Source organism: Mycobacterium pseudoshottsii JCM 15466, from assembly GCF_003584745.1.
Classification (GTDB): domain Bacteria; phylum Actinomycetota; class Actinomycetes; order Mycobacteriales; family Mycobacteriaceae; genus Mycobacterium; species Mycobacterium marinum.
The window spans coordinates 1847453-1861019 of sequence record NZ_AP018410.1; the positions used below are offsets into that span (position 1 = coordinate 1847453).

A 13567-nucleotide genomic window follows, 5' to 3' on the forward strand; every position below is an offset into this window, starting at 1 on the left:
CTCGTTGGTCAGGCGAAACCACATTGCTCGCTGGCGCTGTCGTGGGCGGAGCGGTCGTCGCCGTAGCGGGTCGCGAACACCTCAGCCTCCGCGGCGGCCGCTTCCTCCGGCGATGGCAAGCTCCACGTGTTGCCAACGAAGTCCTGCAACTGTTGGACGCGTTGTTGATCTCCGTCCGCGGCGTGCGTGAGCTTGTTGAGGATGAAGGCATATTGCGCCGCCTGCGCCTTCTGGCGAGCCAAGTCTGCCAGCACCAGGATCTCGGAGGCGAGCTGCGACTCGCTCATCCGTGCCACCTTCTTCGACAGCTCTATATCTTCGGTCCGGCCGTCCATCAACGCCGAAACCGCTACGCTTCCTTGAGGATTCGTTACGGTGAATACTGCGATCTCGTCTTCTTCCGGTTGCTCCTGTGGTGCGGGGGAGTCATCCGCGCTGGCTTCGCTGTCCTGGGCCCCTGCCCCGGCGAAGCCGACAATCGGGTCGGCTGTCCACCGCTGCTTTCCGTCTGGGTCCCAGAGATCTACGGCATCGAAATCATCGCTGTCGAAGTCGTTTCCGGGCAAGTTCACCACCGCGTCCCTTCTGACCTTGGTGTCGAGCATGGCAAAGTTGGCTTCGCGCGCACGCGTCGGCCAAATCGAAAAGCTGCCCCGTGCGTACGCCGCAGCGCGACGCACGCACCGAAGCTGTTCAGCTGAATAACGATCCGAGCGCCTTGCTCCACGTGTCGTCGGCCTCGGTGTATGCGCGTGCCGCCGTACGCAAATTCTTGGCGAGGTCGATACCGGCGCTATTGAGCGAGGAGCCAAGGGCGGAACGGGTACTTTCATACATCTTCAACGTGGTGTTGAACTGCGAGCAGTACGAACCGTGAGTGACCGTCACCGATTCGCTTAGCCCAGAGGTGACTTCGGTCCCGGAGGTGGCGCTGGCCGCCGCATTGTCGTGGTGCGACGCCAGCACACCGAGGAGCTCGGGCTGCACTTTCAGGTTCTCCGTCATTGGTGGTATCCCTTCCGTCTAGCGTTGCTTTGCGCGGTCGATTCGGCTGGTCAGGTGGGGCTAGCCGGCGCGTCGCTCCGCGATCCGCGCAGCGGCACCCACCCCAACTTCAACTGGCGCGCGTTCGGCATCTTCGGTGCCCGCCGCGGCGCCTTCCGAGTACTTCTTGCTGGTCGCGCCTTTCGATCCGGCCGACGCGGGATGCATCCCGCCCATGCCCTGGCCCCCCTGCGCGGAAGCCGCTTGCGCATGTTCGCCGACCGGTTCGCTGGAGACTCGGGTTGGGCCCTCGCTGGTCAGACGCGGATCCTGGCGTGTCGCGGCCGAACGCAGCTGGGCCACGTTGGGCATGGAGCCGAAGCCGGACCCGCCGCCAAGGCCGAGCCCGCCGGGCAAGCCGGCCGAGCTGACCAGGCTGGCCGAATCCGCCGCGCCGACCGACCCGGCCGAACCGGCTGCCCCGGCTGAGCTGAAGAAGCTGGTCAATTGGGACAAGCCGCCGCCCATACCGCTCAAGCCGGGGATGCCGCCAAAGAAGGACTGCAGTTTTGATCCCCATTGCGACAGCAGTGAGGAAGCCCAGGAGACGAGCTTGTTCAGCAGGTCCTTGAGGAATTCGAACGGGTGGGTCAAGAATTCCCACACCTCTTCGAGGATGCCCTTGATGATGTCGACCACGTCCGAAACGACGTCCGCCACGGCCTCCGCCAACAACTTGGCGAGTTGGGCCAGCAGGCTGACCAACTTCATCGAGTTGATCAGGGTTTTCACGACCAGATAGGCAAGCGCTCCGCCGACGACGGCCATCGCCGCCGCGCACACCGGTGCCTGGAACGCGGCCGACATGGCCCACCCGACAATCGGGATGTAGGTCAGGCCCACGGCGACCGGACGGACGAACTCGAGGCCTTTCTTCGCGTCCTCGAGGATCTCGCGCGTTGTCTTGACCGCGCTGGCCTGATCGGCGATCAGCTTCTGAAGCTCACGATCCAGCTCCGCCAGCTCTTTGAAGAAATTGACGTGCTTGCGGTTCTTGCCGGAGTAGTGATCGGCGGCCGAACCCAGCCAACCATCGCCGGGGAACGCCGACCCTAGGTCATCTAGGGTTTTGCCAAAGAACGACAGTGCGGAGTCGATGATGCCGCCGTCTTCGGGCAATCCAATCCCAAGGAGAGCGTGCAAACCGTTGATCGCGCTAATCGTGGGATCGATGATGAAGGCTCTGCTCATGGCTACTACCTGCCCAACGGTTGTCGATTCCGCGCACACCGCATGCGCGGATTGAATTACAGGCTTGGCCTTTCTTGGTAATCCTGATTCCGGCAGATGTCAACGATTTTTTTGTTGACGATCCTGAAGCTGGCGTCGTCCTCGGCTTGGTGATTGACTCGATGGGCTTCGGTTGCCAGGTGCTTTGCTGTGACTTTGCTGAGTGTCGTGTCGGGTTGCTGGACCCGGGCGCTGGCAACCGCTCCGCGGGGCATTGGCGGGCGTATCGGAATCGGTATCCGCCTCGAGTCGATGCATCAGATACGGGCGTCGCGCGTGCGAGATATGTTGCTATAGAGTTGATTTAGGCGCTGGTGGGGCCGCTTCTCGCGGCGGCTTCACGGCCAGCGTGCGTTCGTGGGGCCGGCGCATCGGCCTGGGGAAGCGTCCTCGGCCGAGCCGCCTCGGCGTCACGCTAGCGGCCGGTGGCGGAGTTGCGCTGTACGATCGTCCCAGTTACCCGGGCGTCGCGTGCGCTGGGCGACTCGGCCGATGCCGAAATGGTCCGCAATACCTTTGGGGATGGGGAAAGTGTCCGCGGCTGACGTCCGTCTCGGTATTTGGGTCGACAGAGCTTCGCGGCACACTATTAACGGCATCGAACTATTAACTATTATCGATCTCTGGTGTATAAATGTCGCGAATTATCGCGGCGAATACCATTGCGAATTGCCGCAGCTGTGGTTCGCGTTTAGCGGGCTCCGCGAGCAACCGGAAACTCGAAAGGCTTTGGAGTGGACGTGCCGAGGTGCCCGATATCCGTGGCGGTTTGCTACCAAGCCATTGCGGCAGTTCTGCATGGTGAGACGGGTTTGCGACGTGCTGGACCGCAATGGAGTCCCGGCCTTGCGGGCCTCGCGCGAGGCCTGGGTTTCACCCAGGTGCAGTTACCGTCGCTGCTGGCAAGAAGATCAGCGATCAAGATCACATTGGGCGGTGCGGCGTGACTCGCAGGCAAATGTTGCCATGGGACACAGATCCTGAGAGCTGCTAGCGATGTATGCGTGAATGATATGAATGCAGCAAACCCATCCGGGCTGTCGCCGCTGCGCCGCGTCGTCGTGCCGAAAAGGGTTGGGGTGCAGCTTTGCTCCGGGCCGGACGTGGCTCGCTGGCGGGTGAGTTCGCGGCCTCTGCGGGCTACCCGGTGCCCAAACGATGCCGGGAGCGTGCCGGACATGCCGGCCAGACGGGCGGGTGGCCGGAGGAGTCCGTTGCCATACTGTGGGTTGCATTACCCAATGTGGTCGACAGGGCCGATTGCGGGCGACATCGTCGGCGTTGCACCGGGTGCTAGGCGCGCCCTCGAGTTGGGCCGTCACATCGCACCCGCACCGCGCCGCCAGCCGTGCTCCGTGCGCCGTGTCCCGTCCCCCCTCGGGGCCCGCCGAGTAACAGTCGGCACAGACGGATAGGGAAGCCATGAAGATTCACCGCCTCGACCACCTAGTGCTCACGGTTGCCGACATCGACGCCACCATCAGGTTTTACACGCGGGTGCTGGCCATGGAGCAGGAAACGTTTGGCGGCGGGCGTAGAGCGCTGCGATTTGGCTGGTCGAAGATCAACCTGCACCAGCGGGGCGCCGAGTTCGAGCCGAAAGCCCAGCGTCCCACCCCCGGAAGCGCCGATCTCTGTCTGATCGTGGAGGATCCGATGGACGCGGTCGCGGCGCAACTGCACGCGGCGGGAGTGCCGATCGTGGACGGGCCGGTACAGCGAACCGGCGCCTGTGGGCCGATCATCAGTGTGTATGTGCGCGACCCCGACAATAACCTCGTCGAACTGTCGAACTACCTGGACGCTGATGGCGGGCCGGACCAACGGCTCACTGGCGTTTGACGATTCGTCCGTGGACATCAGTGGACATCGTCGGTCGGTTTGTCCGTGTGGCGCCGGCCGGTGAGGCATCACCGGGCCGCGGGGGCCAGCATGACTACCCCGAGGGCGCCGACGACGACGTTATCAACCAGGATGGTCAGGCGCCGGGTGCGGGCAGTGCTACCAGCGCCAACGACCGCACCGATCCAGACCAGCAACAACTGCCACAGCAGTGACGCCAGCCCGACGCCGGTGACAACGGCGATCGCGGCGCTGCCCCCCAGCGACTGTTCCAGCGTGGCGGCTATCGCGGTGAAATAGACCAACGTCACGGGGTTGATCGCGGTCAGGCCAAAAAAGAACGCGAATCGATCGCTAGAGCGCGGTGATTGCCAGTGCTGAGTCGCCGGCTCGCAACGCCGCAACCCTCGTGCGATTCCCGCCGCGGCCACCACAACCAGCAGGAGTGCGCCGATGACTTCGGGCCAGGAGCCCAAGCCTTCGACCGCCGGCCCCGCAAAACGTCCGACCAGCATCGCTGCGGCGCAATACATCACATCGACACACGACACCGCGGCCGCCGCCACCGCGGCGCGACGAACTCCTCGCTCGACTCCCTCTCGCAGCAGCAGCACGCCAATCGCGCCTAACGGCACCGCGACGCCAAGCCCGGCGGCCAGTCCGACTCCGAACGCCGAGGCAATCCCCGCAACAGCTGACATGGCTACCCACTATCGCGCCGAGTCCAACCTTGCGATGACAAATGTCTCAGCTCAGCCAGTAAATTCTCAGTATGGACGACATTGACAGTGAAATTGTCGACATCTTGGCCCAGGATGGCAGAGCATCTTTCAGTGCCATGGGGCGCGCCATCGGACTGAGCACGAACGCCGTCGGGGCAAGAGTCCGACGGCTAGAGACCACCGGCGTCATCCTCGGCTACCGGGCAGTGCTCGCCGCAGAAAAGGCTCCGAGCTGAGGAATCGAGGCATTCGTCGACGTGCGTCTTCGATCAGAACAGGACGGCGACCAGTTTCTGGCATGGGCGGCCAAGGACCCCGCCATCAGCGACGCTGTCCACGTAACCGGGCCTTATGACTACCTCCTGCACATCCGGGTTCGCGATACCGCCGACCTAGATCGCCTCCTGCGGAGGCTGAAAGCCGCCGCAGGGGTGGCCCAAACCCAAACACGCATCGCACTGCGATCCCAGCACTGAACCCAAACCCATTGCGGGAGCGGACCGTGTCACCGTTTCCATCCGGCAGCTAGGGTATGGCTCGAAGAGCAGTCCGGTCCGGGCAGATGCGCTGTCGGGCAGTTACTTTGGTCACAATGACCGCGCATGGTTGACCCTCGCTGCGCAGCGGTGTGGCGCTGTAGGGCGGGGACTCGTGAAGGGAATCGACGAATGAGATCGGCAATTTTGGGTGCGGTCGCGGCGGTTGCCGTGCTGGGAGGCGCTTGCTGCGTGGCAGGGGCGGCGCCGTCCACTGCGGCTTCCGGGCCGATGATCATCGCCCATCGCGCGGGCGCGGCCGACTTCCCGGAAAACACCCTGCTAGCGATAACGAACGCGGTTTCATCCGGTGTCGACGGTGTGTGGCTGACCGTGCAGGCCAGCGAGGATGGGGTGGCGGTGTTGTACCGGCCGAGTGATCTGGCGACGTTGACCGACGGAGCGGGACCAGTGAATTCCAAGACCGCCGGGCAGTTACAGCAGCTCAACGCGGGCTGGAATTTCACCGAGCCGGGCGTCGACGGCTATCCCTACCGGCAGCGGCCTACGCCGATACCCACGCTCGAACAGGCAATCTCCGCGGTCCCGCCCGATATCGCGCTGTTTCTGGATCTCAAGCAGACTCCCGCACAGCCGGTGGTATCGGCGGTCGCGCGGGTGCTGAACCAGACCGGTGCGGCGGAACGGGCGACCGTCTACTCCACCGATGCGACCATCACCGAGGCAGCGGCTCAGCAGCATCTGCGAGTCGCCGAAAGCCGTGACATCACCCGCCAGCGACTTCTCGACATGGCGCTGAACCATCACTGTGACCCAGCGCCGGATCCTGGCAAGTGGGCCGGCTTTGAGTTGCACCGGAGCATCACGATCACCGAAGAATTCACGTTGGGTGTTGGGACCTCAAAGGTAGACGCGCAGCTATGGGACCCGGCCGCCGTCGAGTGCTTCAAGTCGGGATCCCCGATGAACGTCATGGGCTTCGCCGTCAAGACTGCCGACGACTACCAGCTCGCCAAGAAGGTCGGACTCGACGCCGTGCTGGTCGACTCACCTCGGGAAGCCCAACACTGGGCGCGATGAACAACGGGCCGCTGACGACGCCCGGCGGCGGTTAGATTCCGCCGCGGGCTATCAGTTGTCTGGCGATCACGTTGCGCTGGATTTCGTTGGTGCCTTCGCCGACGATCATCAGGGGTGCGTCGCGGAAGTAGCGTTCGACGTCGTATTCGGTGGAATAGCCGTAGCCGCCGTGGATTCGGACGGCGTTGAGCGCGATTTCCATGGCGGTTTCGGAGGCGAAGAGTTTGGCCATGCCGGCCTCCATGTCGCATCGCTGGCCGCTGTCGTAGCGTTGGGCGGCGTAGTGGGTGAGTTGGCGGGCGGCGGTGAGTTTGGTTGCCATGTCGGCCAAGTAGTTTCCGATGGCTTGGTGTTTCCAGATCGGTTGGCCGAAGCTGTGGCGTTGCTGGGCGTAGGCCAGGGCGTCGTCGAGTGCTGCGCTGGCCACGCCCAGGGCGCGGGCGGCGACCTGGATGCGGCCGGTTTCGAGTCCTTTCATCATCTGTGAAAACCCTTGACCGGGTTGGCCTCCCAATATCGCGGAGGTCGGTGCCCGGTAGTTGTCGAAGGACAGTTCGCAGGCTTCCACGCCCTTGTATCCCAGTTTGGGCAGGTCGGCTGAGATCTTCAGGCCGGGGCCCGGTTCCACGAGCACGATCGAGATGCCGTGGTGGCGGGGTGTGGCGTGGGGATCGGTCTTGCACAGCAGGGCGATCAGCCCGCTGCGGCGGGCGTTGCTGATCCAGGTCTTGGCGCCGGTGATCAGCAGCTGGTCGGGTCCGTCAGCCATCGCGGTGGTGGACATGTTTTGGAGGTCGGAACCGCCGCCGGGTTCGGTCAGGGCCATGGTGGCGCGCAGCTCGCCGGTGGCCATGGCTGGCAGGTAGGTGGATTTTTGTTCGTCGGTGCCAAAGAGCATCAGCAGTTTGGCCACCACGGTGTGTCCGCCCATGGCGCCGGCCAGGCTCATCCATCCGCGGGCCAGCTCCTGGGTGACCTGGACGTAGCACGGCATCGACACCGGCGATCCGCCGTAGGCTTCCCCGATGGCCAGGCCGTAGATGCCGATGCGTTTCATCTGCTCGATCCAGGCCTGCGGGTAGGTGTTGGCGTGTTCGACCTCGCGCACGCTGGGCCGCACGTCGCGGTCGATGAAGGCCCGCACAGTAGCCACCAGCATCGCCTCGTCCTCATCAAGCTGACTGTCCGGGCTGTCGTTGTTCATCATCGGTGCAAGGTTCCCTTCTAGATGAGGTGCATGTGTTGTGCGCACTCGGCTAGCCACGGTCGGTAGTCGGGATGCGCGAGCCCGATCAGCGCCTCGGCGCGGGCGGAACTCGACAGGCCCTTCAGATTGACGGTTCCGAACTCGGTAGCCACATAGTGTGTTTCGTTGCGCGGCGTGGTTACGGGTCCGGAAAGTCGCGGAACGATCTTGCTGATCGTCCCGCCGCGGGTGGTCGATGCGAATGCGATGATCGACTTGCCCCCGCGCGAGGCATAGGCACCACGCACGAAGTCCAGTTGACCGCCCGCGCCGGTGAACTGGTGCCCATTGACATGCTCGGAGTTGCACGCGCCGGTTAGGTCCATCTCGATCGTCGAGTTCACCGAGACAACGTTGTCGTTGCGGGCGATCACCGCAGGATCGTTGACATAGTCGACGGGGTAGCTCTCCAACTTGGGGTTGTTGTCCATGAATTCGTAGGTCTTGCGATCGCCGAGTGCGAAAGTGAAGACGGCTGCGCCCCGATTGATCGCCTTGTGTCGCCCGGTGACAACTCCTCGGCGCACCAGGTCGGCCAGCGCAGGGGTGAATACCTCGGAGTGGATACCAAGATCGCTACGGTCTCTTAGCTGTTCGCATACCGCTTGAGGCAGTCCACCCACGCCGATCTGCAGGCAGGCTTGCTCGGGCACTAGCGCGGCAACATGGGTTGCGATGACCCGATCGAGCTCGCTGATGGGGCGTTGCGGCAGCTCGGGTAAGGGGGCGTCGTTTTCGACGATGGCGTCGACCTCATCGACGTGCAGCATCGAGTGTCCGAAGACTCGTGGCATGTTGGGGTTCACCTCGACGATGAGGTGGCGGGCCTGCCGTGCCACCGAACTGGTGTAGTCGTTGTTGGTTCCGAACGTGAAGTAGCCTTGCTCATCCATCGGGGAGACCGTCACGATAGTTGTATCGACAGAGATGGTTTCGGTGAATAGCCGTACCGCATTGCTGAACGAATTCGGAATGAACTGCACAACTTTGCGTCCGTCGTGTTCGCCATGGGCGATCAAGTCTCGCTCGGCGGCTTGCAGGAACATCGAGTTGGGCAGGAACCGCCCCATCAATTCGTAACGCAGTACGGTATCGGCCATCGGCCGCTCGGCGTGGTAGTAGAAGAGCCGGACGCGATCGATCTCGCGGCGTTCGGCGCGGGCCGCGAGAGCCTGGAGCAGCGCTGGTGGCTGGCAGGCGGCTTGGCCGACTGCCACCGCCGATCCAGAGGTGACCGCCAGTATGGCGGTGTCGGGATCGGCTAGCTTGGCGCGGTATAGGGCGGCGTGGTCCTTGACTGCTACGCAATTTTCCATCAGTAGTTCGCCTCACCCGCGGGTGAACCGGCACGTTTGTAGATCAGCATGGTGCGTTCAAAGGTCATCACGACGACTCCGTCCTGGTTGGTCCCTTGGGTTTGAACCGACACAATGCCTTGGCTCGGACGACTTTTCGACTCGCGTTTGGCGAGCACGGTGGAGCTGGCGTAAAGCGTGTCGCCTGCGAAAACGGGGTGGCAGGCGCGAACGTTGTCCCACCCCAGATTGGCAACTACCTTGGCGCTGACGGTCCGAACACTCATCCCCGTCAGCATCGCGATGGTCAACGTGGAATCGACAAGCATCTTCTGCCACTCGGTAGCTGCCGCATAGCGTGCATCGAAATGCACGGGCTGGGTATTCATGGTCAGCAGGGTCATCCAGATGTTGTCGGTGTCGGTGATCGTTCGGCCTGGTCGATGCTCGAAAGTGTCGCCGACGACGAAATCATCGTAGTACAAGCCCGCGGTTTCCCGGTACACGCCGGGCGCGACTTCCCGATAGGCCGAAATCAGCTCATGCATGGTTCCTCCTCGTTCACACCCTGAGCTCTGGCAAGGATGCCGCGCGCGCGGCGGGCCATCGCCTCGTCCACCATTCGACCGCCAACGGACCCGGCGCCTGCGTGAGCAGACTTCAATACCTCGCGTGCCCAATTGATTTCGGATTGACCGGGAAGAAATCCGGAATTGATGAGCGCTACGTGATCGGGATGGATTGCCGCCTTCCCGGCGAATCCTTCTGCGACGGCCTCGCGGACGGCCTGGCGCAGTCCGGGTATGTCGTCGATGTCGAAGAACGGGGCATCGATGACCGGTATCTTTGCGGCGGCGGCGTGGCTGAGGATGGTGCTGCGAGCATGTCGCACAATGGCGGCGGACGGTTCTGCGCCTAGGTCGGCTGCCATGTCGGCGCTGCCGAAGATGACTGCGTCGACCAGGCGCGGGTCGAGCGCGCAGTCCGGATTTGCCGCCACAACAGCGGTTTCGGCGGTCGCGATGAGTCGAGTTGTCTTCTGTGACTGCCGAAGCAGGCGTTTGACCAGGCCGATCTCGGCCGCGGACTGCACCTTTGGGAGCATCAGAAAATCTGGGTCGGCCGCAGAGTCGAGCAACGCGGTGAGGTCCCGCCAGCCATCCAGGGTATCGGGTGCATTGACCCGGATGGCCGCCATCGTCTTGGCCGGCGTTGTGGTGCAAAGAAAATTCAGCGCGTCCCGGCGAGCCTGCGCCTTGTCGCGGGGGGCCACCGAGTCCTCGAGATCGAGGATGAGTGCCTCGGCATGCACCGCTGCCGCGGCCAGGTAGTGCTGGGTTTTGGTTGCCGGTGTGAACAACAAACTGCGCGGAATGGGTTTCATCTTGTGGTCTCCTCGGGGTCTACGACCACGCTAGGAACCAACCAGGTTTGCGTCTAGCGCAAGGTTTCGAAGAACTGTTCAGTTTTGCGCAAGTATCCTGGGCCGGTGGAGCTCTATCAATTGCGCTACTTTCAGGCCGTTGCGGAATGCGGCACGCTTCGGGGCGCCTCCGAGCAGCTCTTGGTGTCGCAGTCTGCGGTGAGTCGTGCCATCACGCTGCTCGAGGCTGAGATCGGCGTGCAACTGTTCACCCGGCGAGGCCGCACCAACGAGCTCAATCGATATGGACAGGCTCTACTGGTGGGCAGCCGGCTGGCCCAACGCAGCGTCTCTTCGGCAATCGACAACGTGCGTGAGCTCGCCGGTGTCAGCGGCGGGACGGTAGCACTGGGCTTTCTTCACTCCCTGGGGATGCAGACGGTGCCGCATCTGATTCGCTTGCATCACAGCCGGTTTCCGCAGGCGCGGTTCGAACTGCATCAACGTTCCGGTCAAGGTGTGCTCAGCGACCTGGTCAGCGGTGTTACCGATGTGAGCTTGAGTTTTCCGGCCGCCTTCGAAGGCTACGGCGAGATAGCCTGGCAGACGCTATTCACTCAGCAACTTTATGCGGTGGTCAGCACCGATCATCCACTCGCCGGTCGCCGGCTGATCAGATTTCCTGAACTGGCCGCCTATCCGTTCGTGGTGCTCGACCGTGACCACACTTTGCGTCGCATCGTTGATGCGGCGTGCGCCCGCCACGGCATAGATCCGACCCCGGCGTTCGAAGGGACCGACGTCGGGACGCTGCGTGGCTTGATCGGAGCGAATCTCGGGGTCGGGGTGCTGCCGCAGGCGACGGCAAGGCCCGCTGACATCATCGAAATCGCGATTGATGATGCGCAACTGGTCAGGCCCATCGCGATCGGGTGGATCGCGGACAGATGTCTGCCTTCGTCGGCGGTCGCATTCCGCGAGACAGCGCTTGGCTGCTACGGTCACCGGGTTTCTGCGGCGGGAGTATAGGTCGAAGGTCCGCGGGGTTCTCGATGCATTGACCCCTGCCGAGCCGGCACTGACTCTCGCCGAAATCCATTCTCGCACCGGCTTTCCCGCGTCTACCGTGCACCGACTGGCGGCGAACCTGGCAGACCTGCCGGAGCGGTTTCTCGTTTACCGCCGGTAAGCGTGACGAAGGTGCCGCCGGACTGTCCGCGCCGGTGTTCGATGATCAGCGGACCCAGCTTCCGGCTGCCCCGCAGCGGGCCCAAGGGTCGCTCGCCGACGTGCTAAGCGCCGCGGCGCAAGCCACGAGGATGCTCGGCGGTCGCCTGCCCCACTAGTGGGGCACGGCCGTCTGTTCCGGAACGCCACCCGGCGACCGCAGCGCCGATCGGCGCACCGGCGAGGAGTGGTTCACCCGTACTTCGCCCACCAGGTGTGGAGTTCGTCGAGGGTGGCCGGGTCTCCGAAGGCGTCGCTGAGCATCAGCTTGTCGTCGTTGCTCCAGATCACGTTCGGGTGGTTCTTGTAGGTCCCGCAGGCGATCATTCCGGCCGTCACGTCCGGTGTCCGGTCATAGTGCCACCCGTCGGGAGACGGGCCCTCGCCCGGACAATTGTCCAGATCCACCGCGGCAATGTCGTCGTTGAAGGCCTGCTTGAGTGCTTCCAGACTCGGGAACAGCCCATAAACAGCGCGACTTGGTCCGCCATCGTTGGTGTTCTGCCCACAGTTGTACATCGCCACCGCCCCCGTCCAAACGCTGTTGGGTTTGGGCGTGGTTGCGGTGCAGACACCACTGGCGTAGCCCGACGGCAGGTAACTCAGCAACCGGGCCTGAGGGTCACCGGCCGGGGTGGTCGTCGTCTCGGGGCTGGTGGTCTCCGGTTTGGGGGAAGTAGTGGTGGTGCTGCCCGTAGTGCCGGGGCCCGCTTTGGGGGTGGAGTCGGAATTGGTCACCAGCCAGACGCCGATCCCGCCAACGATGAGGACAAACACCAGTGCGGCAACGCCGGCAACGATCGGCCAGGGATTGCGTTTGGGTGGTGGCTGGTTCCACGGCGTCGGCCCGACGGGTTGTTGCGGTGGCGTGCCTGGCGGCGTGCTTGCCCAGCTGCCGCTTTGGTAGTACTGCGGGACTTGGGCCGGTTGGTGTGCGGCCGGGATGGGACCGCTCGCGGGCGCCCACCCGGGCTGCCCGGTCGGTGCGGACTGAGGCAACGGCCCCGAACTGGCCGGATCGGCATACGGCATGGCCGGTGGCGGGGTGACGGCGGGCATGGTCGGCGGTTGGGGGGTGATCGCGGCGGTGCCGGGCAGCGTGGATTCCCGACTGCGCCGCAGGATGTCGGCCGCGTGGTCCTGATCGGGGTTGCTGAGTGCGTCATGGGCGGCGCGGGCTAGATCCCCGGCGCTCGCATAGCGTTCTTCGGGCTTTTTTGCCATGCCGCGGGCGATTACCGCGTCGAAGGCCTTGGGGATCCCCGGGCGCACCGTGCTTACTTGCGGGACAGGATCCATCAAGTGGGCGGTGACCAGCGTGCCTGCGCTGTCTGACCGGTAGGGCGGGGATCCGGTAAGGCACTCGAACAGCACACATGCCAGCGCATAGATGTCGGCGCGGTAGGTGACCTCTTCGTTGGCGAACCGCTCGGGCGCCATGTATTTCCAGGTGCCCACCGCGGTGCCCAACTGGGTCAGTTTCTCGTCGCCGGTGGCGCTGGCGATCCCGAAGTCGACCAGGTAGGCGAAATCGTCGCGGGTGATCAGGATGTTGGGCGGTTTGACATCGCGGTGCATGACCCCGTCGGCGTGCGCGGCGTCCAGCGCCGAGGCGATCTGGGTGATGATGGCCACCGCACGTGGCGGGGTCAGGGGGCCGAAGCGCTTGAGGATGCTGTCCAGGTCGGTGCCCTCGATCAGGCGCATCTCCAGGAACATCTGCCCGTCGATTTCGCCGTAGTCGTGGATCGGCACCACGTGGGGTTCCTGCAAACGTCCGGCGATGCGCGCTTCGCGTTTCATCCGCTCGCGAAACACCGGGTCTTTGCTGAATTCGGTGGTCATCAGCTTGACCGCCACTGTCCACTCTTTGACGGTGTGCTCGGCCTCGTAGACCTCGCCCATGCCACCCCGGCCCAGGAGCCGTTTGAGGTGGTAAGGGCCGAACATCGACCCCACACGCGAGTCTGGCGCCTCGCCCATCGCTGACCTCCTCAACCCAACCCGAATCCTGGCGACTT

15 protein-coding genes are annotated in these 13567 nt (G+C 63.8%); 6 read left to right on the plus strand and 9 right to left on the minus strand.

All coding sequences use genetic code 11. The annotated features are described in order from the left end of the window. Positions 1-8: 8 nt before the first annotated feature. From MPSD_RS08325 to MPSD_RS08335, 3 genes are all read right to left on the minus strand, one after another. Positions 9-572 carry a secretion protein EspD gene (locus tag MPSD_RS08325; RefSeq protein ID WP_172607302.1) on the minus strand — a complete coding sequence of 188 codons (564 nt, stop codon included), beginning with the start codon at positions 570-572 and terminating at the stop codon, positions 9-11. Positions 573-693: 121 nt separating this feature from the next. Beyond that, positions 694-1005, minus strand: a complete 312-nt coding sequence (locus MPSD_RS08330; protein WP_015356752.1) for an ESX-1 secretion-associated protein — start codon at positions 1003-1005, stop codon at positions 694-696. Positions 1006-1065: 60 nt separating this feature from the next. Then, positions 1066-2235 (minus strand): EspA/EspE family type VII secretion system effector, encoded by a 1170-nt coding sequence (locus tag MPSD_RS08335; protein WP_086085097.1) that lies wholly within the window; start codon positions 2233-2235, stop codon positions 1066-1068. Between the two features lie 1461 nt (positions 2236-3696). On the opposite strand from MPSD_RS08335, the gene MPSD_RS08345 reads away from it, so the two are divergent. Further along, a complete protein-coding gene (locus MPSD_RS08345) occupies positions 3697-4116 on the plus strand; it encodes a VOC family protein (protein ID WP_086085095.1) in 420 nt (139 codons plus the stop codon). A gap of 68 nt (positions 4117-4184) precedes the next feature. Here MPSD_RS08345 and MPSD_RS08350 read toward each other — a convergent pair whose 3' ends face one another. Next, positions 4185-4817, minus strand: a complete 633-nt coding sequence (locus tag MPSD_RS08350) for a hypothetical protein (RefSeq protein ID WP_020788204.1) — start codon at positions 4815-4817, stop codon at positions 4185-4187. A 71-nt stretch (positions 4818-4888) separates the two neighbouring features. Here MPSD_RS08350 and MPSD_RS08355 point away from each other — a divergent pair, with 71 nt between their 5' ends. The 3 genes from MPSD_RS08355 (at position 4889) to MPSD_RS08365 (ending at position 6415) form a co-directional block, all read left to right on the plus strand. Beyond that, on the plus strand, positions 4889-5074 hold the full coding sequence (locus tag MPSD_RS08355; RefSeq protein ID WP_020788203.1) for an Lrp/AsnC family transcriptional regulator: 186 nt from the start codon (positions 4889-4891) through the stop codon (positions 5072-5074). A 21-nt stretch (positions 5075-5095) separates the two neighbouring features. Next, complete coding sequence (locus MPSD_RS08360; RefSeq protein WP_020788202.1) at positions 5096-5314, plus strand: Lrp/AsnC ligand binding domain-containing protein; 219 nt, start codon at positions 5096-5098, stop codon at positions 5312-5314. A 192-nt stretch (positions 5315-5506) separates the two neighbouring features. Then, positions 5507-6415: a glycerophosphodiester phosphodiesterase family protein gene (locus MPSD_RS08365; RefSeq protein WP_020788201.1), complete on the plus strand. Its 909-nt coding sequence runs from the start codon at positions 5507-5509 to the stop codon at positions 6413-6415. A gap of 31 nt (positions 6416-6446) precedes the next feature. Here the strand turns inward: MPSD_RS08365 and MPSD_RS08370 are convergent, their stop codons facing one another. The 4 genes from MPSD_RS08370 to MPSD_RS08385 are packed head-to-tail and all read right to left on the minus strand — an operon-like array spanning position 6447 to position 10340. Beyond that, a complete protein-coding gene (locus tag MPSD_RS08370; protein ID WP_119571717.1) occupies positions 6447-7622 on the minus strand; it encodes an acyl-CoA dehydrogenase family protein in 1176 nt (391 codons plus the stop codon). 17 nt (positions 7623-7639) lie between these two features. Further along, positions 7640-8977: an acetyl-CoA hydrolase/transferase family protein gene (locus MPSD_RS08375; protein WP_015356747.1), complete on the minus strand. Its 1338-nt coding sequence runs from the start codon at positions 8975-8977 to the stop codon at positions 7640-7642. Further along, positions 8977-9504 (minus strand): MaoC/PaaZ C-terminal domain-containing protein, encoded by a 528-nt coding sequence (locus MPSD_RS08380; protein WP_015356746.1) that lies wholly within the window; start codon positions 9502-9504, stop codon positions 8977-8979. The genes MPSD_RS08375 and MPSD_RS08380 overlap by 1 nt, the downstream gene beginning before the upstream one ends. Next, entirely contained in the window at positions 9492-10340 is an 849-nt protein-coding gene (locus MPSD_RS08385) for an aldolase/citrate lyase family protein (RefSeq protein ID WP_020788200.1), read from the minus strand. The genes MPSD_RS08380 and MPSD_RS08385 overlap by 13 nt, the downstream gene beginning before the upstream one ends. A gap of 105 nt (positions 10341-10445) precedes the next feature. On the opposite strand from MPSD_RS08385, the gene MPSD_RS08390 reads away from it, so the two are divergent. Continuing rightward, the gene (locus MPSD_RS08390) at positions 10446-11348 is read left to right on the plus strand and encodes a LysR family transcriptional regulator (protein ID WP_020788199.1); all 903 of its coding nucleotides are present in this window, start codon (positions 10446-10448) and stop codon (positions 11346-11348) included. 28 nt (positions 11349-11376) lie between these two features. Continuing rightward, positions 11377-11508, plus strand: coding sequence for a helix-turn-helix domain-containing protein (locus MPSD_RS08395; RefSeq protein ID WP_020788198.1), 132 nt, complete (start codon positions 11377-11379; stop codon positions 11506-11508). Between the two features lie 230 nt (positions 11509-11738). Here MPSD_RS08395 and MPSD_RS08400 read toward each other — a convergent pair whose 3' ends face one another. Further along, on the minus strand, positions 11739-13529 hold the full coding sequence (locus MPSD_RS08400) for a serine/threonine-protein kinase (RefSeq protein WP_020788196.1): 1791 nt from the start codon (positions 13527-13529) through the stop codon (positions 11739-11741). Between the last annotated feature and the right edge of the window lie 38 nt (positions 13530-13567).